This is a genomic window from Vibrio lentus (assembly GCF_002875945.1).
GTDB classification, from domain to species: domain Bacteria; phylum Pseudomonadota; class Gammaproteobacteria; order Enterobacterales; family Vibrionaceae; genus Vibrio; species Vibrio apostichopi.
In genome coordinates this window covers 26,930-51,031 of the sequence record NZ_MCZK01000104.1, presented here as the reverse complement: position 1 = coordinate 51,031, position 24,102 = coordinate 26,930, and the positions used below count along the sequence as shown (strand labels likewise).

22 protein-coding genes are annotated in these 24,102 nt (G+C 44.8%); 18 read left to right on the top strand and 4 right to left on the bottom strand.

Translation table 11 applies throughout. The annotated features are described in order from the left end of the window. Positions 1-11 precede the first annotated feature (11 nt). The 16 genes from BCT49_RS09855 (at position 12) to BCT49_RS09780 (ending at position 18,632) form a co-directional block, all read left to right on the top strand. A complete protein-coding gene (locus BCT49_RS09855) occupies positions 12-854 on the top strand; it encodes a phosphatidate cytidylyltransferase (RefSeq protein WP_102435072.1) in 843 nt (280 codons plus the stop codon). 50 nt (positions 855-904) lie between these two features. Further along, on the top strand, positions 905-2,113 hold the full coding sequence (gene ispC / locus BCT49_RS09850; RefSeq protein ID WP_102435071.1) for a 1-deoxy-D-xylulose-5-phosphate reductoisomerase: 1,209 nt from the start codon (positions 905-907) through the stop codon (positions 2,111-2,113). Further along, positions 2,110-3,468, top strand: a complete 1,359-nt coding sequence (gene rseP / locus BCT49_RS09845) for a sigma E protease regulator RseP (protein WP_102435070.1) — start codon at positions 2,110-2,112, stop codon at positions 3,466-3,468. Before ispC ends, rseP begins: the two co-directional genes overlap by 4 nt. A 48-nt stretch (positions 3,469-3,516) precedes the next feature. After that, a complete protein-coding gene (gene bamA, locus BCT49_RS09840; RefSeq protein ID WP_017107187.1) occupies positions 3,517-5,922 on the top strand; it encodes an outer membrane protein assembly factor BamA in 2,406 nt (801 codons plus the stop codon). Between the two features lie 27 nt (positions 5,923-5,949). After that, on the top strand, positions 5,950-6,450 hold the full coding sequence (locus tag BCT49_RS09835) for an OmpH family outer membrane protein (protein WP_029223473.1): 501 nt from the start codon (positions 5,950-5,952) through the stop codon (positions 6,448-6,450). A gap of 5 nt (positions 6,451-6,455) precedes the next feature. Next, positions 6,456-7,487 (top strand): UDP-3-O-(3-hydroxymyristoyl)glucosamine N-acyltransferase, encoded by a 1,032-nt coding sequence (gene lpxD, locus BCT49_RS09830; RefSeq protein ID WP_102435069.1) that lies wholly within the window; start codon positions 6,456-6,458, stop codon positions 7,485-7,487. Positions 7,488-7,580: 93 nt separating this feature from the next. Further along, entirely contained in the window at positions 7,581-8,033 is a 453-nt protein-coding gene (fabZ, locus tag BCT49_RS09825) for a 3-hydroxyacyl-ACP dehydratase FabZ (RefSeq protein WP_017107190.1), read from the top strand. Between the two features lies 1 nt (position 8,034). Then, positions 8,035-8,823 (top strand): acyl-ACP--UDP-N-acetylglucosamine O-acyltransferase, encoded by a 789-nt coding sequence (lpxA, locus tag BCT49_RS09820; RefSeq protein ID WP_102435068.1) that lies wholly within the window; start codon positions 8,035-8,037, stop codon positions 8,821-8,823. A gap of 123 nt (positions 8,824-8,946) precedes the next feature. After that, positions 8,947-10,143, top strand: coding sequence for a lipid-A-disaccharide synthase (lpxB, locus tag BCT49_RS09815; RefSeq protein WP_102435067.1), 1,197 nt, complete (start codon positions 8,947-8,949; stop codon positions 10,141-10,143). A 33-nt stretch (positions 10,144-10,176) separates the two neighbouring features. Continuing rightward, positions 10,177-10,797, top strand: coding sequence for a ribonuclease HII (gene rnhB, locus BCT49_RS09810; protein ID WP_102435066.1), 621 nt, complete (start codon positions 10,177-10,179; stop codon positions 10,795-10,797). A gap of 142 nt (positions 10,798-10,939) precedes the next feature. Beyond that, the gene (gene dnaE / locus BCT49_RS09805; RefSeq protein WP_102435065.1) at positions 10,940-14,419 is read left to right on the top strand and encodes a DNA polymerase III subunit alpha; all 3,480 of its coding nucleotides are present in this window, start codon (positions 10,940-10,942) and stop codon (positions 14,417-14,419) included. Between the two features lie 45 nt (positions 14,420-14,464). Continuing rightward, entirely contained in the window at positions 14,465-15,424 is a 960-nt protein-coding gene (gene accA / locus BCT49_RS09800) for an acetyl-CoA carboxylase carboxyl transferase subunit alpha (protein WP_004734336.1), read from the top strand. A gap of 124 nt (positions 15,425-15,548) precedes the next feature. Beyond that, entirely contained in the window at positions 15,549-16,889 is a 1,341-nt protein-coding gene (gene tilS / locus BCT49_RS09795) for a tRNA lysidine(34) synthetase TilS (protein WP_102435064.1), read from the top strand. Between the two features lie 46 nt (positions 16,890-16,935). Then, positions 16,936-17,259, top strand: a complete 324-nt coding sequence (locus BCT49_RS09790) for a c-type cytochrome (RefSeq protein ID WP_197275896.1) — start codon at positions 16,936-16,938, stop codon at positions 17,257-17,259. Between the two features lie 130 nt (positions 17,260-17,389). Beyond that, positions 17,390-17,728 carry a nitrogen regulatory protein P-II gene (gene glnB / locus BCT49_RS09785; protein WP_004738609.1) on the top strand — a complete coding sequence of 113 codons (339 nt, stop codon included), beginning with the start codon at positions 17,390-17,392 and terminating at the stop codon, positions 17,726-17,728. 61 nt (positions 17,729-17,789) lie between these two features. Further along, a complete protein-coding gene (locus tag BCT49_RS09780; protein WP_102435063.1) occupies positions 17,790-18,632 on the top strand; it encodes an endonuclease/exonuclease/phosphatase family protein in 843 nt (280 codons plus the stop codon). Positions 18,633-18,769: 137 nt separating this feature from the next. Here the strand turns inward: BCT49_RS09780 and BCT49_RS09775 are convergent, their stop codons facing one another. The 3 genes from BCT49_RS09775 to gloB all read right to left on the bottom strand — a co-directional run bounded on the left by BCT49_RS09775 (position 18,770) and on the right by gloB (position 21,853). Continuing rightward, positions 18,770-19,456, bottom strand: coding sequence for a YIP1 family protein (locus tag BCT49_RS09775; protein ID WP_102435062.1), 687 nt, complete (start codon positions 19,454-19,456; stop codon positions 18,770-18,772). Continuing rightward, complete coding sequence (locus BCT49_RS09770; RefSeq protein ID WP_102435061.1) at positions 19,453-21,024, bottom strand: LysM peptidoglycan-binding domain-containing protein; 1,572 nt, start codon at positions 21,022-21,024, stop codon at positions 19,453-19,455. Before BCT49_RS09770 ends, BCT49_RS09775 begins: the two co-directional genes overlap by 4 nt. A 70-nt stretch (positions 21,025-21,094) precedes the next feature. Then, positions 21,095-21,853, bottom strand: a complete 759-nt coding sequence (gloB, locus tag BCT49_RS09765) for a hydroxyacylglutathione hydrolase (RefSeq protein WP_102435060.1) — start codon at positions 21,851-21,853, stop codon at positions 21,095-21,097. Positions 21,854-21,906: 53 nt separating this feature from the next. On the opposite strand from gloB, the gene BCT49_RS09760 reads away from it, so the two are divergent. Beyond that, positions 21,907-22,689: a class I SAM-dependent methyltransferase gene (locus BCT49_RS09760; protein WP_102435059.1), complete on the top strand. Its 783-nt coding sequence runs from the start codon at positions 21,907-21,909 to the stop codon at positions 22,687-22,689. A 98-nt stretch (positions 22,690-22,787) separates the two neighbouring features. On the opposite strand, the gene rnhA is transcribed toward BCT49_RS09760, so the two are convergent. Then, positions 22,788-23,252, bottom strand: a complete 465-nt coding sequence (rnhA, locus tag BCT49_RS09755; protein WP_102435058.1) for a ribonuclease HI — start codon at positions 23,250-23,252, stop codon at positions 22,788-22,790. Positions 23,253-23,308: 56 nt separating this feature from the next. Between rnhA and dnaQ the strand changes: the two genes are divergently transcribed. After that, the gene (gene dnaQ / locus BCT49_RS09750) at positions 23,309-24,097 is read left to right on the top strand and encodes a DNA polymerase III subunit epsilon (RefSeq protein ID WP_170960633.1); all 789 of its coding nucleotides are present in this window, start codon (positions 23,309-23,311) and stop codon (positions 24,095-24,097) included. Positions 24,098-24,102 lie beyond the last annotated feature (5 nt).

Genomic DNA, 24,102 nt, shown 5'->3' with positions numbered 1-24,102 from the left:
GATTTTTTGGTTTGAAACAACGAATTATTACGGCGTTGATTTTGGCTCCCCTAGTTATTCTAGGTATTTTCGAGTTATCACTTCCCACATTTATACTTTCATTAGCGGTAATTACGCTATTGGGCTTTTGGGAGTGGACTCAGTTTGTTGAAAGCAAATCGCGTTATTTAGCGTTGATTCCAACGGTTGTGGTTAGTGCTGCCAGTTTTGCTTTTATCCCTTTTGATGCATTTAGCCTTAACAACCTTTCTAGTGCTCACTACGCCATTCTTAGTATTGGTTCGATCTGGTGGGTGATAGCGAGTTGTATGGCGGTGACTTACCCTAAGTCTATGCCAGCATGGAAAGACTCTTCTATTCTTAGACACGGCTTTGGATTGCTTACTCTGCTGCCTTTCTTTTGGAGTGTGGTGATTCTACGCGCTAACGGTATCGATACAGATCCTTACCATGGTGCAAAGCTAGTGATGTTTGTTTGCTTGCTCGTGTGGGCTGCAGATAGCGGCGCATACTTCTCAGGTAAGAGTTTTGGTAAACGTAAGATGGCTCCAGCGGTAAGCCCTAATAAGACGATTGAAGGTCTTATTGGCGGTATTATTACTGCGGTGATCGTGGCTTGGATCTTTGCTGACTTGTTTGATATCCAGTTTACCAGTCCTCTTCACATGATTGTTATCACCCTCGTGACGGTTGTTATCTCTGTTCTTGGTGATCTTGTTGAAAGCATGTTTAAGCGTGTTTCCGGGGTCAAGGACAGTAGTAATCTGATTCCTGGTCATGGTGGTATACTTGATAGAATAGATAGCTTAACGGCTGCATTCCCTGTCTTTGCTCTGCTTTATTTAGCATTCTAATAAAAAGGGCAGTGATTCTGCCCTTTATTACATTTCTACGGTCATATGCGATGCGAAATCTAACTATCCTTGGTGCTACAGGCTCTATCGGTGCAAGTACACTGAAAGTGGTCGAGAAAAACCCGACGCTCTATTCAGTTGTCGCACTAGCAGCAGGTACGAATGTCGACAAGATGTTGGCGTTAGTTGAAAAGTGGAACCCTAGCTACGTAGCTATGGCGTGCCCAGATGCAGCGTCTCGATTAGCTGAAATTTTGTCTGCCAGCCATCCTAAAACAGAGGTGCTCTCTGGTCCTGAAGGGATGTGTCAGGTCGCTTCTTTAAAAGAAGTAGACACTGTGATGGCCGCGATTGTTGGGGCGGCGGGTCTGCTTCCTACTATGTCGGCAGTTAAAGTTGGCAAACGTATCTTACTGGCTAATAAAGAAGCCTTAGTGATGTCAGGACAGCTGTTCATCGACGCAGTAGAAAAATATGGCGCTGAGCTACTTCCTGTCGATAGTGAGCACAATGCTATCTTTCAATGCCTACCGCAAAATGTACAAACCAATCTAGGTCGTTGTAATCTGGAAGAGAACGGTATCAACCATATTCTCTTGACGGGTTCTGGAGGTCCTTTCCGCTATACCGATGTTGCAGAGCTTGAATCAGTTACTCCAGAGCGTGCTATCGCACACCCTAACTGGTCAATGGGACCTAAGATCTCTGTTGATTCAGCAACTATGATGAATAAAGGCTTAGAGTACATTGAGGCTAAGTGGTTATTTAATGCCTCTCAAGAGCAACTCAAAGTCATTATCCACCCTCAGTCTGTGATTCATTCTATGGTTCAGTACAAAGATGGCTCGGTACTGGCTCAAATGGGCGAACCCGATATGGCGACCCCCATAGCTTTGACCATGTCTTACCCTGATCGTACTGAAGCGGGTGTTAAGCCGTTGGACTTCACTAAGATTGGCGAGCTGACATTCTTAGAGCCTGATTTAACTCGTTACCCATGTTTGAGATTAGCAATCGAAGCGTGCTACTTAGGTCAGCATGCGACAACAGCAATTAATGCGGCAAACGAAATTGCAGTCGATGCTTTCTTGAACAATCAAGTGAAGTTTACCGATATTGCTATCATTAACGAGCATGTTATGAGCAAAGTATGTGAACAATATAACTCTGAGGGCTTAGATAGCTTGGAAAGCCTTCTTGAGCTCGATAATATGTCTCGTCAAATAGCCATTCAATTTATTAAAGAGCAGCTAGCATGAGTGGAATTCTGTGGAACTTCGCATCTTTTATTGTAGCGCTTGGCATTCTGGTCGCTGTTCATGAGTTTGGACATTTCTGGGTTGCTCGTCGTTGTGGTGTAAAAGTCGAAAAATTTTCGATTGGTTTTGGTAAATCAATCTGGAGCAAAGTTGGCCGTGATGGCACGGAATACAGCTTGTCAGTGATTCCATTGGGCGGCTACGTTAAAATGCTTGATGGTCGTGTTGACGACCTTTCTGACGAAGAGCAGCAATACGCTTTTGATAAGAAGCCGTTATGGAAACGAACAGCGATAGTGGGTGCAGGTCCTGCATTTAACTTTATCTTTGCGGTGTTCGCATATTGGTTAGTATTTTTGATCGGCGTACCAGCGGTTAAACCGGTAATTGGAGAAGTCACTCCTCAATCTATCGTGGCACAAGCCGGAATTGAAAGTGGAATGGAACTTAAATCTATTTCAGGAATCAAAACCGCAGATTGGGAATCAGTAAACATGGGTTTGATATCACATATTGGTGATCAATCCATGACTGTAACGGTTTCTTCTCCAGATGATATTGGCTTTGAGCAACAAATGACATTGGACATTTCAGACTGGTCGTTTAACCCAGAAACTGAATCTGCAATGACAACGCTTGGTTTTAGACCGTATTCGCCAGAAATATCGACAACGCTCGCTCAAATTATTGAAGACGGTGCAGCATACTCTGCAGGATTCGAAGCGGGTGATAAAATTGTCGAAATTAATGAGCAACCTATTGAACAGTGGCAATCGGTTGTTGAGTTAATTCGAGCGAATCCGGAAACCTCGATAAACGTCAGCGTGTTGCGAAATGGTGTGAAGCAGCAATTGGTTCTTACTCCAAAAAGTCGCGAGCTTTCTGATGGTTCAACAATCGGCTATGCGGGTATTGCTCCAGAAGTCGCAGAATGGCCAGAAGATTATCGCTTTGAGTTACAATTTGGTGTAATTGAGTCTGTAGGAAAAGCATTTGATAAAACAGGTCAGATCATTGGTTTGACGCTGACAATGCTTAAAAAGCTCATCGTTGGTGATGTTGGCTTAAATAACCTAAGTGGCCCTATTTCGATTGCCAAAGGTGCAGGTACAACCGCCGATTATGGTCTGGTTTACTTCTTGGGCTTTTTGGCTTTGATCAGTGTTAACTTAGGTATCATTAATTTGGTTCCGCTGCCTATGCTTGATGGCGGACATTTGCTCTTTTTCGCTATTGAAGCCATTACTCGTAAACCCGTCCCTGAGAAAGTTCAGGAAATAGGGTATCGACTGGGAAGTGCAATTATCTTCTCTTTGATGGCTCTGGCAATATTTAACGATTTTACTCGTCTGTAAACGGTTTCTTACAGGCATTGTTAGTAGCAAGGAATAATTAGAATAAGTATGGCGATTAAGCAAATTCTGTTCGCAAGTCTATTGGCCACTAGTGTGGCTGCGAACGGAGCACAAAACTTTGTAGTTCAAGATATTAAGATCGAAGGTTTACAGCGTGTTGCACTTGGTGCTGCTCTACTGAAAATGCCGGTGCGTATTGGCGATCAAGTAGAAGAAGGCGATGTATCTGAGATCATTCGTGCATTATATGCTTCCGGTAACTTTGAGGACGTTAAAGTACTGCGTGATGAAGGTGTATTGATTGTTCAAGTTAAAGAACGACCAACCATCGCAAGCATTTCATTCTCGGGTAACAAAGCGATTAAAGAAGAGCAACTTCAACAGAACCTAGATGCATCTGGTGTTCGTGAAGGTGAAGCGCTTGACCGTACAACGCTGAGTAACATCGAGAAAGGTCTAGAAGATTTTTACTACAGCGTAGGTAAATACAACGCGACAGTAAAAGCGGTTGTGACTCCATTGCCACGTAACCGTTCTGACCTTAAGTTTGTGTTCACTGAAGGCGTATCTGCGAAGATTCAGCAAATTAACTTTATCGGAAACGAAGTCTATTCTGATGCTGAACTTCTTAGCCGTTTTAACCTAAACGTAGATGTTGCATGGTGGAACTTCCTTGCCGATGAAAAATACCAGAAGCAGGTTTTAGCGGGTGATATCGAAGCACTGAAATCTTACTATCTTGATCGTGGTTACCTTAAGTTTAAGGTGGATTCGACACAAGTTGCGATCTCTCCAGACAAGAAAGGCGTTTACATCACGCTCGGTATTGATGAAGGCGAAGCATACACCGTTAAAGATGTCGCGTTTCGTGGTGAGCTAATTGGCCGTGAGGCTGACTTTGATGCATTAGTCCCATTTGAAGATGGCGATACGTACAACGGCTCTTCTGTAACGTCTTTAGAAGAGGGCGTTAAGCGAATTCTTGGTGAATCAGGTTATGCCTACCCACAAGTTCGTACTATTCCTGAATTCGATGATGAGACCAAAGAGGTTTCACTTGTTATCAATGTAGAAGCGGGCAGCCGTATCTACGTTCGTGATATTCGCTTTACGGGTAACAACTCGACTAAAGATGAAGTTCTACGTCGTGAAATGCGTCAAATGGAAGGCAGCTGGCTTAACTCTCGATCGATTGATACTGGTAAGAGCCGACTTAACCGTTTAGGTTTCTTCGAAACGGTTGATGTACAAACAGTACGTGTTCCTGGTAGTGACGATCAAGTCGATTTGGTTTACAACGTAAAAGAAGCAAACTCAGGTAGCATCAACTTTGGTGTCGGCTACGGTACTGAATCGGGTGTGAGCTTCCAAGTTGGCCTACAACAAGACAATTTTGCTGGTTCTGGTAACCGTGTTGGCGTAAGTGCCATGATGAACGATTACCAAAAGAACGTGAGCTTGGACTACCGTGACCCATACTGGAACCTTGATGGTGTGAGTTTGGGCGGTAAGATCTTCTACAACGAGTTTGAAGCATCTGAAGCGGGTATCGTCGACTATACCAACCAAAGTTATGGTACCAGCCTAACATGGGGTTTCCCTGTGGATGAGCTTAACCGTATCGAATTTGGCGTAGGCTACACGCACAACAAGATCGGTAACGTTCCGACTTATATCCAAGTTGAGCAGTTCGCGAGAAGTATTGACCAATATGGTGACGAACACATCCTAACCGATGACTTCGATATCAATATCTCTTGGACTCGTAACAACCTTAACCGTGGTTTCTTCCCTACAGAAGGTAACCACCAACGTGCTTTTGCTAAAATGACAGTACCAGGCTCTGATGCTAAGTACTTCAAAGCTCAGTACGATGTAAAACATTACATCCCGCTGACCAAAAAGCATGAGTTCACACTATTGATGCGTGGCCGATTAGGCTATGGTAATGGTTATGGTCAAACGGATGGTAATGATAACTTGTTCCCATTCTACGAGAACTACTACGCGGGTGGTTTTACAACGCTGCGTGGCTTTGGTTCTAACTCAGCGGGTCCAAAAGCCGTTTACGGAAACAGCACGGGTAACAACCCTACATACGATTCTGCTACCGATGACTCGGTTGGTGGTAACGCGGTTGCTTTGGCGAGTTTAGAGTTAATTGTACCTACACCGTTTGCTTCTGATGAAGCGCGTAGCCAAATCCGAACCAGTGTCTTCTTCGACATGGCAAGTGTGTGGGATACCGAGTTCGTAGACCGTGGCGCACCTAACAGTGGCAGCCAGTACTACTACGATTACTCAGATCCAACCAATTACCGTTCATCTTATGGTGCAGCCCTTCAGTGGATGTCTCCGATGGGCCCACTGGTTTTCTCTCTAGCGAAACCAGTTAAAATTTACGAAGGTGATGATGAGGAATTCTTCACATTTACCATTGGTAGAACTTTCTAATATTTAAAGGACAATATTTTGAAAAATATGATTAAAGCAGCAGGTTTAGGCCTTGTAGTTCTTAGCTCTTCTTTCTTTGCAACAGCTGCAGAAGCTGCGCAAAAAGTGGGTTATGTAAACACTGCACAAGTATTCCAGGCTCTACCTCAGCGTGAAGTTGTTCTTCAAAAAATGCAGGAAGAGTTCAAAGATAAAGCGGCTGAGCTTCAAAGCATCCAAGCTGAAGCTAAGACTAAGATCGAAAAGCTTAAGCGTGATGGCGAATTGCTAGGTCCTGATGAAATTGAAAAGCTTCGTATCGAAGTTGGTCAATTGGACAGCAAGTACAAAATCAAAGCTCAAGCACTAGAAAAAGCAAGCCAACGTCGTGAAGCACAAGAGAAGCAGAAGCTATTCAAAGTGATTCAAGATGCTGTAACAAAAGTTGCAGAGAAAGAAGGCTACGACATGATTGTTGATATTCAAGCTCTGCAATATGGCAAGCCAGAATACAACATCTCTGAGAAAGTAATTAAAGCACTGAAATAAGTTTTATGAAGAACCTGACTTTAGCCGAATTGGCAACGATTACCGGGGGAGAGCTACACGGAGACGGTACTATTACTGTTTCAGCTGTGGCTCCTATGGATAAAGCGCTAGAAGGAAACATTACGTTCCTTTCAAACGTGAAGTACAGCAAACACCTAGGTGACTGTAAAGCATCCGCTATTATGGTTAAAGAGAGTGAACGCGAACTGTGTAAAACCAATGTAATAGTGGTTAATGATCCTTATATTGCTTTTGCTAAAGTTGCTCAAGCGCTGGACACGACCCCTGCACCTGCTGCGGCTATCGCTGATTCAGCTTCAATCTCTGGTGATGCAACCATTGGACAAAACGTGTCTATTGGTGCAAATGCTGTGATTGAATCTGGTGTTGTCCTTGGTGATGACGTGATCATTGGTGCTGGTTGTTTTATTGGTAAGAATGCTCAAATTGGCTCAGGTACTAAGCTTTGGGCTAATGTAAGCATTTATCATGAAGTGATCATTGGCACTGCGTGTTTGGTTCAATCAAGCACAGTGATTGGTTCTGATGGCTTTGGTTATGCGAACGAGAAAGGCGAGTGGGTTAAGATCCCTCAAGTCGGTTCGGTTCGCGTTGGTAATCGTGTAGAAATTGGCGCGTGTACTACCATCGACCGTGGCGCGTTGGACGATACAGTGATTGAAGACAACGTTATCTTAGATAACCAACTTCAAATTGCTCACAATGTTCACATCGGATATGGTTCAGCCCTTGCGGGTGGTACTATTGTGGCTGGCAGCACTACGATAGGTAAGTACTGTATTATTGGTGGCGGTTGTGTGATTAATGGTCACATTGAAATCGTTGACGGCGTTACTATCACCGGTATGGGGATGGTAATGCGCAGCATCACTGAGAAAGGTATGTACTCTTCAGGTATTCCTTTACAGCCAAACAAAGATTGGCGTAAAACAGCAACGCGTGTTCATCGTATTGATGAAATGAACAAGCGTTTGAAAACCGTCGAAAAACTTATCGAGAAGAGCGCGGAATCATAATTCCAGCATTTCTAATAAAAGGCTCGCGTACAGCGAGTCTTTTTCGTTTATAATCCTTCTAATTAAATAAAGAATATATATAGGAATACGACTTTGACTACTGAACAGACAACGATGAACATTACTGAAATTCAGGAACTATTACCTCATCGCTACCCATTCTTAATGGTTGATCGTGTGACTAGCTTTGAAAAAGAAAAAACACTGACCGCGATTAAGAATGTTTCTGTTAACGAACCTCAGTTCACAGGCCACTTCCCACAGCTTCCTGTATTCCCGGGCGTGTTGATCTTAGAAGCAATGGCTCAAGCTACAGGTCTTCTTGCATTTAAATCTTTTGGTGCCCCTTCTGGCAACGAACTTTACTACTTCGCAAGTGTTGATAAAGCAAAATTCCGTAAGCCAGTGGTACCTGGTGACCAATTGGTTATCGAAGTTGAGTTCCTAAAAGAACGTCGTGGCATTGCATCATTTAACGGTGTGGCTAAAGTTGACGGCGCTGTAGTGTGTTCAGCTGAACTTAAATGTGCTCGTAGAGAGTTTTAATATGATTCATGAAACAGCGAAAATTCACCCGGCAGCAGTAATCGAAGGTGATGTAACTATCGGTGCTAACGTGACGGTTGGGCCTTTCACTTACATTGCTGGTACTGTGACTATTGGTGACGACACAGAAATTATGTCGCACGTTGTGATTAAAGGTCACACAACCATTGGTAAAGAAAACCGTATCTTCCCGCATGCTGTGATTGGTGAAGAAAACCAAGACAAGAAGTATGGCGGCGAAGAAACAACAGTAGTGATCGGTGATCGCAACGTGATTCGTGAAGCCGTTCAAATCCACCGTGGTACGACTCAAGATAAAGCAACCACAGTGATTGGTAACGACAACTTACTTTGTGTAAACGCTCACGTAGCGCATGATGTAATCGTTGGAAATCACACTCACATTGGTAACAACGCTATCCTTGGCGGTCACGTGACGGTTGGCGATTACGCTGGTGTAATGGCTCTTTCTGCGATTCACCCGTTCTGTTCAATTGGCGCTTATGCGTACATTGGCGGTTGTTCTGCGGTTGTTCAAGATGTACTCCCTTACGTACTTGCTCAAGGTAACCACGCAGCTCCATTTGGTTTGAACCTTGTTGGCTTGAAGCGTAACGGGTTTGAGAAACCAGAGATTCGTGCACTACAGAAAGCGTACAAAGAGTTATACCGTTCAGGTAAAACACTTGAAGAAGCGAAAGCGGCTTTAGTTGAAATGGCAAAAGAGTTTACTTCGGTTACTCCTATGCTAGAAATGCTAGAGAACTCTGAGCGCGGTATTATTCGTTAATACTTGATGTGATTGTGTACCAATCAGCGCAAGTATGACAATAATTACTTAATCAGATTGGTATGACAAAAAGATCGCTACTCATTAGGCGGTCTTTTTTGCTTTAGGCGAGAAGGGAAAACTATGGCACAGCAAGATACACAAACTAACACCTCGAATTTTGTTTCGAACGAACCACTGCGTGTAGGTATCGTTGTTGGGGAACTTTCTGGCGACACATTGGGTGAAGGCTTTATAAAAGCGATTAAATCACAATACCCAAATGCAGAGTTCGTCGGTATTGGCGGCCCCAAGATGAAAGCCCTTGGTTGTGAGTCTCTTTTCGAAATGGAAGAGCTTGCTGTGATGGGGTTGGTTGAAGTACTTGGACGTTTGCCTCGTTTACTCAAAGTGAAAGCTGAATTGGTGAAGTATTTCACTCAAAATCCACCTGATGTGTTTGTTGGTATTGATGCGCCTGACTTCAACCTAAGACTTGAGTTGGATCTTAAGAACGCTGGCATTAAAACGGTTCATTACGTTAGCCCTTCAGTATGGGCTTGGCGTCCAAAGCGTATCTTTAAAATCGACAAAGCAACAGACTTAGTCTTGGCTTTCCTGCCATTCGAAAAAGCGTTTTATGATAAATATAACGTTGCCTGTGAATTCGTTGGTCACACGTTGGCGGATGCGATTCCTTTGGAGCCGAGTAAACGAGACACTCGAGAACTATTGGGCTTAGATCAAGATAAGCAGTGGCTAGCGGTATTACCGGGTAGCCGTGGTGGTGAAATGAGCTTGATTGCTCAACCATTTATCGAGACCTGCCAGCGTATTAAGCAGAAATACCCTGATATTAATTTTGTTGTTGCGCTGGTTAATGAGCAGCGTAAGAACCAGTTTATCGAGATCTGGCAAGCGACGGCTCCTGAGTTGGAATTCACACTAGTTGAAGATACTGCGAGAAACGTGATTACCGCTTCCGACTCAGTTCTATTGGCTTCTGGTACCGTAGCGCTTGAATGTATGTTGCTTAAGCGCCCGATGGTCGTAGGCTACAAGGTAAACAAGCTCACTGGCTATATCGTGAAGAAATTGTCGATAACAGAATTTGTCTCGTTACCGAATATCCTAGCGGGTGAAGAAATAGTAAAAGAACACATTCTTGAAGAGTGTCACCCAGATTACCTTTTTCCATCGGTCGACAAGATGCTTTCAACGGACAACGCACCACTTATTGAGCGCTTTACTGAAATGCATCACTGGATCCGTAAAGACGCGGATAAACAAGCGGCTAACGCGGTATTGAAACTGATTAACCGACCATTTGTTGAGTCATAAAACGCTTGTTTACAGAACACGAAGAGAATAATGATGGCAGTAAAAGAGAAAAAAGAGCTTCCTCCGTTTGAATACCCTCAAGGTTACCAGTTGTTTGCTGGTGTGGATGAAGTGGGTCGTGGCCCTTTAGTTGGTGATGTCGTGACTGCGGCCGTTATCCTCGACCCTAATAACCCTATTAAAGGCTTAAACGACTCAAAAAAATTGTCAGAGAAGAAACGTCTTGCGTTGCTTCCTGAGATAAAAGAGAAAGCGCTGGCATGGTCGGTTGGTCGTTGCTCTCCGCAAGAAATTGATGAGTTAAATATTCTACAAGCAACCATGGTAGCGATGCAGCGTGCCATTGCGGGGCTGAGCATTCAGCCAGACATGGCTCTGATCGATGGTAACCGTGTTCCAGAATTACCTATGGATGGTTTGGCGATTGTGAAAGGGGACTTGCGAGTTGCTGAAATCAGCGCAGCGTCTATCATCGCTAAAGTGGTTCGTGACCAAGAGATGGAAGAACTTGATAAACTTCATCCTGAGTTTGGTTTTGCTCAACATAAAGGTTACCCGACCAAGGCGCATTTCGAAGCGATTGAAAAACATGGTGTAACTGAGCATTACCGCAAAAGCTTTAAACCAGTAAAACGTGTTCTTGGTATTGATTAGAGTGCGTTGAGTAAACTTTATATTGCTCTGGCTTCCTATTGATTGGAGCCGGCTATCGAATAAAGTTGCCTACTTGCAGTAGAAAAAAATAGAATACATCCAGTTGTAATCCTAGGCTCACGTCTAGAACTCAGGAAAAATAATGTCAGATCCAAAATTTGTTCACCTTCGCGTACACAGTGACTTTTCTATGGTGGATGGCCTGTCAAAGGTACCACCACTTGTTAAGAAAGTTGCTGAGATGGGTATGCCCGCACTAGCACTGACCGACTTTACTAACCTATGTGGTTTGGTGAAGTTCTACGGTACTGCCCACGGGTGCGGGATTAAACCCATTATTGGTGCTGACTTCCTGATGCAATCTCCTGAGTTTGGCGACGAACTGACTAAACTCACCGTTATTGCAACGAGTAACAAAGGTTACAACAACCTAACGTTATTGATTTCAAAAGCTTACCTTCGCGGCCATGTACAGCATCAACCAGTGATTGATAAAGAGTGGCTGATTGAACATGCCGAAGGCCTGATTCTTTTATCGGGTGCGAAAGAAGGTGAGATTGGTAAGGCGTTGCTAAAAGGCAACCGTGAGTTGGTTACAAGTAGTGTCGAGTTTTACAAAACACACTTTGCCGACCGATTTTATCTGGAGCTGATCCGTACTGGGCGTCCGGATGAAGAGTCTTATCTGCACTTTGCGCTGGAACTGGCCGAGCAAGAAGACCTGCCAGTTGTCGCGACCAACGAAGTGGTATTTATTTCTGAAGACTTGTTTGACGCCCATGAAATCCGTGTGGCGATTCACGATGGCTTTACCATGGTCGATCCACGTCGACCGAAAAACTACAGTCCACAACAGTACCTCCGTAGCGAAGAAGAGATGTGTGAGCTTTTCTCAGACATTCCTGAAGCTCTGGAAAACAGTGTTGAGATCGCTAAGCGTTGTAATGTCACCGTTCGATTAGGCGAATACTTCTTGCCTAACTTCCCGACCGAAGGTTTGGCGATTGAAGACTTCCTGATTAAGAAATCAGAAGAAGGCCTTGAGCGACGTTTAGCATTCCTATTTCCTGATGAGAAAGTTCGTGCTGAACGCAGACCTGAATACGATGAGCGACTCAAGATCGAACTTGAAGTTGTCAACAACATGGGTTTCCCAGGTTACTTCTTGATCGTAATGGAATTCATCCAATGGTCAAAAGATAACGACGTGCCAGTAGGTCCTGGTCGTGGTTCTGGTGCCGGTTCTTTGGTGGCTTACGCATTGGATATCACCGATCTCGATCCACTTGAATACGATCTACTTTTCGAACGTTTCTTGAACCCAGAACGTGTATCCATGCCCGATTTCGATATCGACTTCTGTATGGATAAGCGTGACCAAGTTATCGACCACGTTGCTGAAATGTACGGTCGTGATGCGGTATCTCAGATCATCACCTTTGGTACCATGGCGGCGAAAGCGGTAATCCGAGATGTAGGTCGTGTGTTAGGCCACCCATTTGGTTTTGTTGACCGAATTTCTAAACTGGTTCCGCCTGATCCGGGTATGACGTTAGAGAAAGCATTCCTCGCTGAGCCTGCCTTACCTGAACTCTATGATGGTGATGAAGAAGTTCGTGAGCTGATTGATAAGTGTCGCATCCTAGAAGGTTGTACGCGAAACGCCGGTAAACACGCGGGTGGTGTTGTAATCTCACCCACCACGATTACCGACTTTGCACCTATCTATGCCGATGCGGAAGGTAACTTCCCGGTAACGCAATTCGATAAGAATGACGTAGAAACTGCAGGCTTGGTTAAGTTCGACTTCTTGGGTCTACGTACACTAACAATCATCGACTGGGCGTTAGGCCTAGTGAACCCGCGTTTGGCTAAAGAGGGTAAGGCTCCGGTTCGTATCGAATCGATTCCTCTGGATGATCAAGCCTCATTTAACTTATTACAAAACTCTGAAACGACGGCGGTATTCCAGCTGGAATCTCGCGGTATGAAAGACCTGATCAAGCGTCTACAGCCCGACTGTTTTGAAGATATCATCGCATTGGTGGCCTTGTTCCGTCCGGGCCCTCTGCAATCAGGCATGGTAGATAACTTTATCGACCGTAAACACGGACGAGAGGCGGTATCTTACCCTGATGAAACGTGGCAACACGAATCGTTAAAAGAAACATTAGAACCGACTTACGGCATCATTCTGTATCAAGAACAGGTAATGCAAATCGCTCAGATCCTTGCGGGTTATACGCTTGGTGGAGCCGACATGCTGCGTCGTGCGATGGGTAAGAAAAAGCCTGAAGAGATGGCAAAACAGCGCGGTACCTTCAAAGAAGGTGCTGAAGCTAATGGTGTTGATGGCGAACTGTCCATGAAGATCTTTGACTTGGTAGAGAAGTTTGCGGGCTACGGCTTTAACAAATCTCACTCGGCTGCATACGCACTGGTTTCTTATCAAACACTATGGCTCAAAACGCATTACCCTGCAGAATTCATGGCGGCAGTAATGACCGCGGATATGGATAACACCGAGAAGGTTATTGGCCTTGTCGATGAATGTTTCCGTATGAAGCTCAAGCTCCTTCCACCTGATATTAACTCTGGTTTATACCGCTTTAATGTCGATGAAGATGGCGCGATTGTTTATGGTATCGGTGCGATTAAAGGGGTGGGTGAAGGCCCAATTGAAGCCATTATTGAAGCGCGTAACAAGGGCGGTTACTTTAAAGACTTGTTCGACTTCTGTGCACGACTTGATCTGAAAAAAGTGAACAAGCGTGTTATCGAAAAGTTGATTCTGTCGGGCGCCTTAGATAGATTAGGTCCTCACCGAGCAGCGATGATGGCCTCATTGAAAGATGCGGTTAAGGCGGCAAGCCAACATCACCACGCTGAGTCTTTTGGTCAATCGGATATGTTTGGTGTTTTGACTGATGCTCCGGAAGAGGTGGAACACAAGTACACCCAAGTACCGAAGTGGCCTGAAAAGGTTTGGCTTGAAGGTGAACGTGAAACTCTGGGCTTGTATTTAACGGGTCACCCGGTTAACGCTTACATTAAAGAACTCGCGAAATACACCAGCTGTCGCTTGAAAGATGCCACGCCAACTCGTCGTGACCAGTCATTAACGATTGCAGGCTTAGTAATTGCTGCTAGGGTAATGACCACGAAGCGCGGAACTCGAATTGGTTTGATGACCCTCGACGACCGATCGGGGCGAATGGAAGTGATGTTGTTCTCGGATGCACTTGATCGTTACGCTGAATTGCTCGAAAAAGATAAAATAGTGGTCGTTTCTGGACAGGTCAGCTTTGATGATTTCAATGGTGGGCTTAAAATGTCCGCGCGCGAGGTCATGGACTTAGGAAGCGCCCGTGAGAAATATGCTCGTGGGGTGTCGATATCTATCGACCAATCCCAAATTAATGGTCAATTTTTTGAACGCTTTAGTCAAATCTTAGAACCTTATAGAGCCGGAACGGTCCCAGTCAATGTATACTACCAGCGTGCCGACGCTAGAGCGCGGTTAACATTGGGCACAGAATGGCGTGTGACGCCAAGTGATACATTACTAGACGAATTAAAACAGCTGCTTGGAAATAGCCAAGTAGAACTCGAATTTAACTAAAATTTAGCTCCATGATTGTGGAGCTGAATCAACAAGGATTCATAGATGAGCCTGAACTTTCTAGAATTTGAAAAGCCTATCGCTGAACTTGAAGCAAAAATCGAAGCGCTACGTGACGTTTCACGTCACGGTGGTGACACAGCGGTAGATCTAGACAAAGAAATTGAACAACTAGAGAAAAAAAGCTTAGAGCTTAAACAGAAAATCTTTAGTGACCTAGGTGCATGGCAAGTAGCTCAACTTGCTCGTCACCCGCAACGTCCGTACACCAAAGATTACCTGGAGCATGCCTTCACAGAATTTGAAGAGATGGCGGGCGATCGCGCTTTCGCTGACGACAAAGCAATTGTGGGTGGTATGGCTCGTCTAAATGGTCGTCCTGTTATGGTTATTGGTCACCAGAAAGGTCGTGAGACTAAAGAAAAAGTGATTCGTAACTTTGGTATGCCAAAGCCAGAAGGTTACCGTAAGGCACTTCGCCTAATGGAAACAGCTGAGCGTTTCAACATGCCAATCATTACTTTCATCGACACAGCGGGTGCATATCCAGGTGTTGGTGCTGAAGAACGTGGTCAATCTGAAGCTATCGCAAAGAACCTTAAAGTTATGGCTGGCCTATCTGTGCCAGTTATCTGTAACGTTGTTGGTGAAGGCGGTTCAGGTGGTGCACTAGCGATTGGTGTTGGCGATTACGTGAACATGCTTCAGTACTCTACGTACTCAGTAATCTCTCCAGAAGGTTGTGCTTCAATCTTGTGGCGTGATTCAGATAAAGCACCACAAGCTGCTGAAGCGATGGGCCTAGTTGCTCCTCGTCTGAAAGATCTTGAGCTTATCGACGAAATCATTCCTGAGCCTCTAGGTGGCGCGCATCGCGATCCAGTACAAACGGCTCAGAACATGAAAGACATGCTAGTTAAACAGCTAGAAGAGCTAGAGCAGTTTGATAACGAAGCACTACTTGAGCGTCGTTACCAACGCCTAATGAGCTACGGTTACTGCTGATAAGCATGCCTTGAAATGAGGCAGCTTCAAGTAACAAGATGATGAAAGGGTTGGACTCAGTGCCAACCCTTTTTTATTATTAAAATATTATCCCTTCAAACCTACTCTCATGGTTCACTCGCTCATGACTCACTTAATCGAAACCTTCACATCGGTACTTCATCAAAGCGCACTCAAGCCTAGTCGGTTGATCGTGGCTTTTAGTGGCGGTGTTGATTCGCGAGTATTGTTAGAGTTAGCGGCGCAGTTCGCGCAAACGCATAACATTGAGTGTCGTGCGGTACATGTTCACCATGGGCTAAGCGACAATGCAGATTGCTGGGCGAATCAATGCCAAGCGTGGTGTGATGCTTTGTCTGTTTCGTTAGCAGTAGAAAGGGTATCGCTGGATATCAACAGTGGTGAGAGCGTTGAAAAGCTTGCTCGAGTTGCTCGATACCAAGCTTTTCAGCAACACATCCGACAGGGTGATGTGCTTGTTACAGGTCAACACATTGACGACCAACTTGAGACTTTCTTGTTGGCGTTAAAACGTGGCAGTGGCCCGAAAGGACTCTCTTCAATGGCTCAAGTGATGCCATTTGGAGAAGCGTTCATTGTGAGACCTTTGTTGTCGGTGACTCGATCGGATATTGAAAAGTCTGCGCGCGATATGGGCTTAACTTGGGTCGAAGATGAGAGTAATCAGGATCTGCGCTTTGATCGGAATTTCATTCGTCATCAAGTCGCGCCAACATTAACAGAACGCTGGCCAAGCTTTCGGGAATCGGTCAGTCGCAGTGCTCAGCTTTGCGCAGAGCAAGAGTTACTGCTCGATGAGTTGCTTGAATCACATTTCCAGAAAGCACTAAGTAGCAATGAAAGCCAAAGCTTAAGCATCGAGGCATTATCTAAGCATTCTGATTTACTACGAGCACGACTGATAAGAATGTGGCTTAGCCACTGTAAGCAATCGATGCCGAGTCAAAAACAGCTCAAGCTTATGTGGGATGAAGTCGCATGCGCTCAGACGGACGCCAACCCTAAGTTGGTGTTGAATGATGCCGAAGTTAGACGCTTTAATCATCAGCTCTATCTAGTGAGACAGACTAAAGATTTATCCGATTGGCAAAGTGGCCTCTCGATTGGAGATAACTTAGAGTTGCCAGATGGCTTAGGAATAATCCACTTAAAGTCAGTGACGAGTGATGCTGTTACTAACAGCCGTGATGCGCAAAGTTTTAGCCTGACGGGTGTTCAAGGAGCACTACGAGTCATCTTTAACCCTGAAGGGCTCTCGGCTCATCCTGTTGGGCGAGGGCATAGCAGAAAGCTTAAGAAGCTCTTTCAAGAATACCAAGTACCCAGTTGGTTACGACGCAGAACGCCAATATTAATGGATGGCGATCGAGTGATCGCTGTTATGGGCTTATTCGTAGATAAAAACTACGAAGGTCAAGATTGTGAAGCGCTTTGGAGCAAGTAAAAAAAGTTTGTGTCACAATTCGACGTCACTTTAATAAAAATAATTAATGGAATATGCAATGAAGAAAATTACACTAGGATTAGTTCTTGGATTTGGACTATTGAGTGGTAACGCTCTGGCGGGTGATGTTGCTGCGGGTCAAGCTAAAGCAGCAATCTGTGCAGCATGTCATGGTGCAGACGGTATCGCAGTGATCCCAGGTTACCCAAACCTTAAAGGTCAAAACGAGCAATACATCGCTTCATCAATTAACGCATACAAGAACGGCCAGCGCACCGGCGGTTTGGCTGCTGTAATGCAGGCTCAAGCTTCCATGTTGAGTGATGAAGATATCGCGAATCTAGCTGCTTACTACGCAAGCCTTAAGTAAAACCTTCTCAAAGCGCTGATTAAACAAGATGATAAATTTCGAGCCAGAGCTTTAAAGCTCTGGCTTTTTTCATTGAATGTTTACTATAGCTAACCGATAATGAGCCATTCGCACAGTTTAAGGGATGAACATGAAAAAGATTGAAGCCATTATCAAGCCATTCAAACTTGATGATGTACGTGAAGCACTTGCAGAAGTGGGCATTACGGGCATGACAGTATCTGAAGTTAAAGGCTTTGGACGTCAAAAAGGTCATACTGAGCTATACCGCGGCGCAGAGTACATGGTCGACTTTTTACCTAAAGTGAAATTGGAAATTGTTGTGACTGACGAAGTGGCTGACCAATGTGTTGATACCATTATCGAAACAGCGCAAACAGGTAAAATCGGCGACGGTAAGATCTTCATTACTGACGTTGAACGTGTGGTACGTATTCGTACTGGCGAAGAAGACGAAGACGCCGTATAAAAAAACTATTACCCTAAAAGGAGCGTTTATCGCTCCTTTTTCATTTCTGGTAGGGTGCTGTATGTTTAAGAAAACCATCATTGTTATCGCAGTCTTGATAACACTTGCTGTTGCTAGTTTTCATCTTATCTTCGTGATCCCGAATAAACCCAATCTGATCACTTCCTCTCAAAACACCAGTAACGATATCTATAGCTGCTACCAAAACTCGAAACCGAAGGCGATTGATGTGTCTGACGGGTTGAGCCTCACCGTGTGGAATATATACAAGCAAAACCGCAGTAACTGGCAGAGTGAGTTAAATAAACTCTCGGCAGGAAGCGATCTAGTCTTACTGCAAGAAGCGAGTATGACAGAAGGGCTTCGCCAATGGGTGACCAGTGGCCAGTGGGGAAGTACTCGAGTGAATGCGTTCGAAGCCTTTGAGCAAAGTGCTGGTGTACTCAATCTAGCGACACATTTGCCGATCGAAGCTTGTGCTTATACTCATGAAGAGCCTTGGCTTCAACTGCCCAAATCGGCACTTTGGTCTCGTTATCAATTGAGTAATGGTGAAGAGCTAGCGGTCATCAATATCCACGCGGTGAACTTTACGTTTGGTACTGAAGATTACGAAGCTCAACTCGAGAGCTTGACTGATAACCTGCAGCAATATCGTGGGCCTGTCGTTTTTGCTGGCGACTTTAACAGTTGGAGTGAGGCGCGCTTTTCTGTATTAAAAACTGAACTGGAAAAGGTAGGCTTGAAAGAGGTCGCTTTTGAACCCGATAACCGCACCCAATTTATTACGGGTTTGGTACTAGACCATGTGTTTTATCGTGGCTTAGAAGTAGAAAAAGCAAAAGCGCCCATCACGGACGCTTCTGATCATAACCCTATGCGAGTGACCTTTAAGGCTAAATAGTAAGAAGCTATCAGTTATCAGCTACTGGCTATTAGTTATTGGATCTTAGCTATTTGCCATTCGCCCTGTGGTTATTTTTGGTAATAAGCAATGGAATAAATAGGCTAGAGAGTTTTCGCTAGCCTTATCTCTTCAACTTAAAATATTAAAATGTAGAGCGCCCAGATTAGGTAGTAGCCAACCCATGGTAAGCCTGAAATCACAAGCGCTTGCCCGCGTTCAAACTCAGTCCATGTTAATACCGCGGCATAACCCAGCACGATGTACCATGGCAGTAATAGTGGTAATGAGCTAGCAAACTGCGACCAGTCATTGGTTAGCGGTAACTTGATTAAGCCGTTTAAGCTGTTCAAGTCAGCAGCGTAGTTCATCACATGTCCGTGCTTGAGTATAAGGCTTGCGTAGCTCGCCACGTCACCTAAAACAGCCGGGAACATCACAACAGATGAAGCTGCAAACCATCGCCAGTAACTGTGCTGATGTTGGCTTGGTTTGGTTGCTAGGTTAAACCAGAACGCCAACAGAGCGATGGTTAACGTTCGGCCAAACACATCGCTGATGATTTCACTCGCGAGTAGGGTATTGCTGTCAAGTAACGCCAATTGATCAGGGTTAGTTTGAGCGAGTTGCTGTGACAGCTCTGCGCTCAACCATGCAAAATCCACATTCGAAAAATAGGCACCCCAAAATAAAAATGGACTGAGTATTAATACGACGTAGGGTTGCCATCCCCAAGCACTTCGCTGATAAAGCGCTAAGAAACAAGCTGTTGGTGCTCGGAAAATATCCAACAGCATGACGAGTGGGTTACTTGACGGATTCATACACTTACCTTAGTTACATCAACATACAGCTTCAGTTTTTGTCCTGGCTGTAGGTATTTTTTGTTCTGCAAAGTGTTCCATTTTACAACATCTGCACTTTTTACTTTGAACTTTGATGCAATACCGCTGACTGTGTCACCCGATCTTACGTTATAAAAGATAGTACGGATGATGGCACCGTCTGAACCATTCTTCCAAATGACCAGTTCTTGACCAATACGCAGTGTGTCACGTGGTCCCATGCCATTCCACTTAGCCAGTGATTGGTGAGATACCTTATTTGCGCGTGCAATCGTCCATAGGCTGTCACCACTTCTTACCGTATGGCTGAGCTTATATTGACCACGACTCTTCGACTGTGTGCTTGCTAGGCGGTTTGAAGCGCTTAGTGCGTACGTTTTGTCGTCTTTGGTTGAGGTTGGGATAAGTAGGTGCTGACCAATACGGATATTGTTGTTGCTCATCCCGTTTGCAGAACGAATCACTTTGCTGGTGGTGTTGTATTTACTCGCCAGTACGCTGATGCTATCGCCAGATTGCACTTTATAACGCACCAACTTCATGCCTTTGCCTTTATTGGAAGCCACTTCTTTGTTGAACTTCTCAACAGAGCTTAGAGGAAGCAATAATTGCTGATGCTTTTCTGGTGCCGTCGCCCATTGGTTATAAGCTGGGTTATAGCCTTGCAGCTCTTTTACCGGAATGCCTGCGTAGTTTGCCGCAATCGCCAGATCAAGTTGTTCGTCTGGGTTAACCAGAGTCAATACCGGCTTGTTAGGGATTGCAGGAATGTCGATGCCATACTTTTCTTGGTTGGCAATCACGTCAGCCAGTGCAAGTAGCTTAGGCACGTAGCTGCTGGTCTCTTTTGGTAAATCCAAAGAGAAGAAGTCGATTGGCTTACCCAGCTTCTTGTTCTTGCGGATAGCACTGCTTACACGACCACCGCCACTGTTATAGGCAGCAATGGCATGATTCCAATCGCCATCGAAACGTCTGTTAAGGTCTGATAGGAAATCCAATGCAGCATCAGTAGAAGCGGCGACATCACGACGACCGTCGTACCAGAAGTTCTGTTCAAGCCCGTAATCTTTGCCTGTGCCTGAAATAAATTGCCATAGACCTGCAGCACTACCATGTGAGTAGGCGAACGCATCGAAAGAACTTTCTACAACCGGCAACAATGCCAATTCTAGTGGTAAGCCTTTTTCTTCAATCTTAGTTGTGATCAGATAAAGGAAGGGTTCAGCACGTTGTGAGACGGTTTTTAGATGACTAGGGTGCTTTAGATACCAAGTTCGGTAGTAATCGACCTTCTTTTGGTCTGGTACTTCCATTTCAAGTTGCATCGCAATACGTTTCCAAACATCTTCTTGTGTTTGTGGAGTAACGACAGGTGCTTCAACTTTTGGTTCTTCTTTGGTCGCTTCTGATGAAACGTTCGTTTGAGAAACTTCTTTAGTAGGAGATGTGTTGGTTTGCTCGGAAGCTTGGTCTGGATTCTCTGACTGAGTTAATTGGCAACCAGAAAGTAGTAGTACCAAAGCCCAGCTGTACTTAACTCGCATGTTACAGCCTTTTTAATAAACGGCCGATGATAATACTTGCCACCCCCTATGAGTGACAAGTCTGGATTTGTTAAAATTCGTTCTTCCACGTACGTAAAGCGGTGAACACTGACAGAGGATCGGTGTTTTCGGTGCGGTTAGAGACTGATTTGATTACACTTGGCTCGGTGTAACGTAAGAAAGGGTTCACGAACTTCTCTTGTCTCAAATTTGTGGGGATGGTCGACTTATTTTGCGCGCGCAGTCGGTTTACTTGGTCGCGATATTGCTGCAAATGTTGGTTATCAGGCTCAACAGCCAGTGCGAAAGCGATATTGGCGGCTGTGTATTCGTGTGCACAATAGACTTCGGTTTCTTGAGGTAGCGCTGTGATCTTGTTCAGTGCATCAAACATCTGTTGTGGTGTGCCTTCCATGATTCGGCCGCAACCTGCTGAAAACAGCACATCACCACAAAATAGCTTAGCATCACCCACATAGCCAATGTGTCCTGCAGTATGGCCACTAAGCCCTAGCACGAGGAACACTTCTCCAAACAGCTCCAACTGGTCACCGTCATCGACTGGATGAGTCAGAGTTGGAATTGGCTCATTTCTAGGGCCAACGACGTCTACGTTTGGGAATTGTCTGACTAATTCTGGAACGCCACCAATGTGATCATGGTGGTGGTGTGTAATCAAGATTGCATCTAAAGTTAGCTCATGGTGTGCTAAGTACTCTAATACTGGAGCAGCATCACCAGGGTCGACGACAGCACAACGGCGATCGCTATTTTCAATCAGCCAGATGTAATTGTCGTTAAATGCAGGTATGCTTTTGATATGTAACATTATTGGTTCTCCAGTCACTTTTAGTGAGACAGAATAAGTGAGACAGATTATTGATGAAGCCAGCACGTAGCAGAAAAAAGTTTGAGTGTCCTTACACTTGGGCACAGTTGCACAATGGGGACTGGTTGAGAGAATCTATTCAAACTCGACTCGATGAGTGGTGCCCAAAGCTATTTGGTTACCATATGCTCAAGCTCGGCGGCCTCAGTAGTGAGATTTCTAGCTGCACATGCAACATTCAACATCAAGTAAACCTAGATATCCAGAACCCATTACATAATGTGATAGCGGATGGCTATAATTTACCCTTTTTAGAGAAAAGCTTTGATGTTGTGGTGCTCAGTCATCAATTAGATTATAGCAACGACCCTCACCGATTATTGAGAGAGGTTGATCGAGTGATGATGGACGATGGTTATATCATCATTACTGGCTTCAATCCGTTTAGTATTACCGGACTTGCAAGTTTACTGCCTTGGCGTAAGAACAGTTTGCCTTGGAGTGGACGCATGTATACGCCAAACCGAATTAAAGACTGGTTAGGTGTATTGAACTATGAAGTGATTCATTGCGATACCTATGCGTTGTTTCCGATGAGTAAATATCAGGCAGTGTGGACGTGGTTAGAGAACAGCTTGGGTGGCTGTGCTTCCTTTGCGGGAAGCCAATATTTTATTGTTGCTCGTAAGCGTACTTATCCGCTCAAACCGATTAAGCCTCATTGGCATCTCAAACGACGCTTTTCTCCTGTTGGAGCAAGCTTTAGAACCAATAGCCGTCCCACGCAGCATTCAAACAAGGCTTCATATCCGCTAAAAACAGAAAAAGCCGACTAGTAGTCGGCTTTCATCTATTAATTAGGCTAAGGAATTATCAATCAGTTTAAGACATTATAAATCTGGTTCGAATGTCACATTGTATTGAACCCAGATCATTAGCTAGGCTGATAGCCTGTATCTTCTTGAGTCGGGTTTTCAGCCGCGTTTCTTGCTAAATCATCACACATTTCGTTTTCTCTGTGTCCTGCGTGTCCTTTTACCCAACGCCAATCAACGCTATGACGCGCGGTCTCTTTATCTAGCCGTTGCCAAAGGTCGGCGTTTTTAACCGGCTTCTTATCGGCTGTTTTCCAATCACGCTTTTTCCAGTTATGGATCCACTGGGTGATGCCTTGACGTACGTATTGGCTATCTGTTGTTAGAATCACAGAGCAGGGTTCTTTGAGTGTTTGAAGCGCAATGACTGCGGCGAGCATTTCCATTCGATTGTTGGTCGTCAGTGTGAAGCCTTCTGCTAGTGTCTTTTCGACTTTTTTATAGCGAAGTACGATGCCATAGCCACCAGGACCTGGATTGCCTAAACAAGAACCATCAGTGAAAATTTCAACTTGTTTCGTCATGATTTGATACTATTACCTCAAGCACATTATCGGCATAGTCTGACACAGATATCCTTATGAATACCAGTAGCACTCCAGAACAAAGCGTTGACGCAGCAGCGAACTCCAAATCAGAAAATGGGGCGAACGCAGAAAACAAGCGCATCATTGTACTCGATACCGAAACAACCGGTATGAATACGGAAGGTGGCCCTCACTACATGGGTCATCGCATCGTAGAGATCGGTGCCGTCGAGATCATCAACCGTAGATTGACCGGACGTCATTTCCACGTCTACATCAAGCCCGATCGTGCCATTCAAGAAGAGGCGATTGGCGTTCACGGTATTACTGATGAGTTTTTGGTAGATAAGCCTGAGTATCAAGATATACACAAAGAGTTTCTCGACTTTATCAAAGGTGCTGAGCTGGTGGCTCACAATGCGCCCTTCGATACGGGTTTTATGGACTATGAGTTTGAGAAGCTTAACCCTGCGATTGGTAAAACGGATGACTACTGTAAAGTTACCGATACCTTGGCGATGGCGAAAAAGATATTCCCTGGTAAAAGAAACAACCTAGATATCTTATGTGACCGTTATGGTATTGATAACTCACACCGTACTCTCCACGGCGCTTTACTCGATGCGGAGATTCTAGCTGACGTCTATTTATTGATGACAGGTGGACAAACTTCGCTGCAATTTAACGCTGGCCAACAAGATGGCGGTGCAGAAAGTATCCGAAGAGCAGAAAGTGGTAGAAAATCCCTAAAGGTTTTACGAGCTACGGCCGATGAAGTAGAAGCGCATCAAAGTCGTTTAGATCTCGTCGAGAAAAGCGGAAGCTGCCTCTGGCGTCAGTAGGGAGA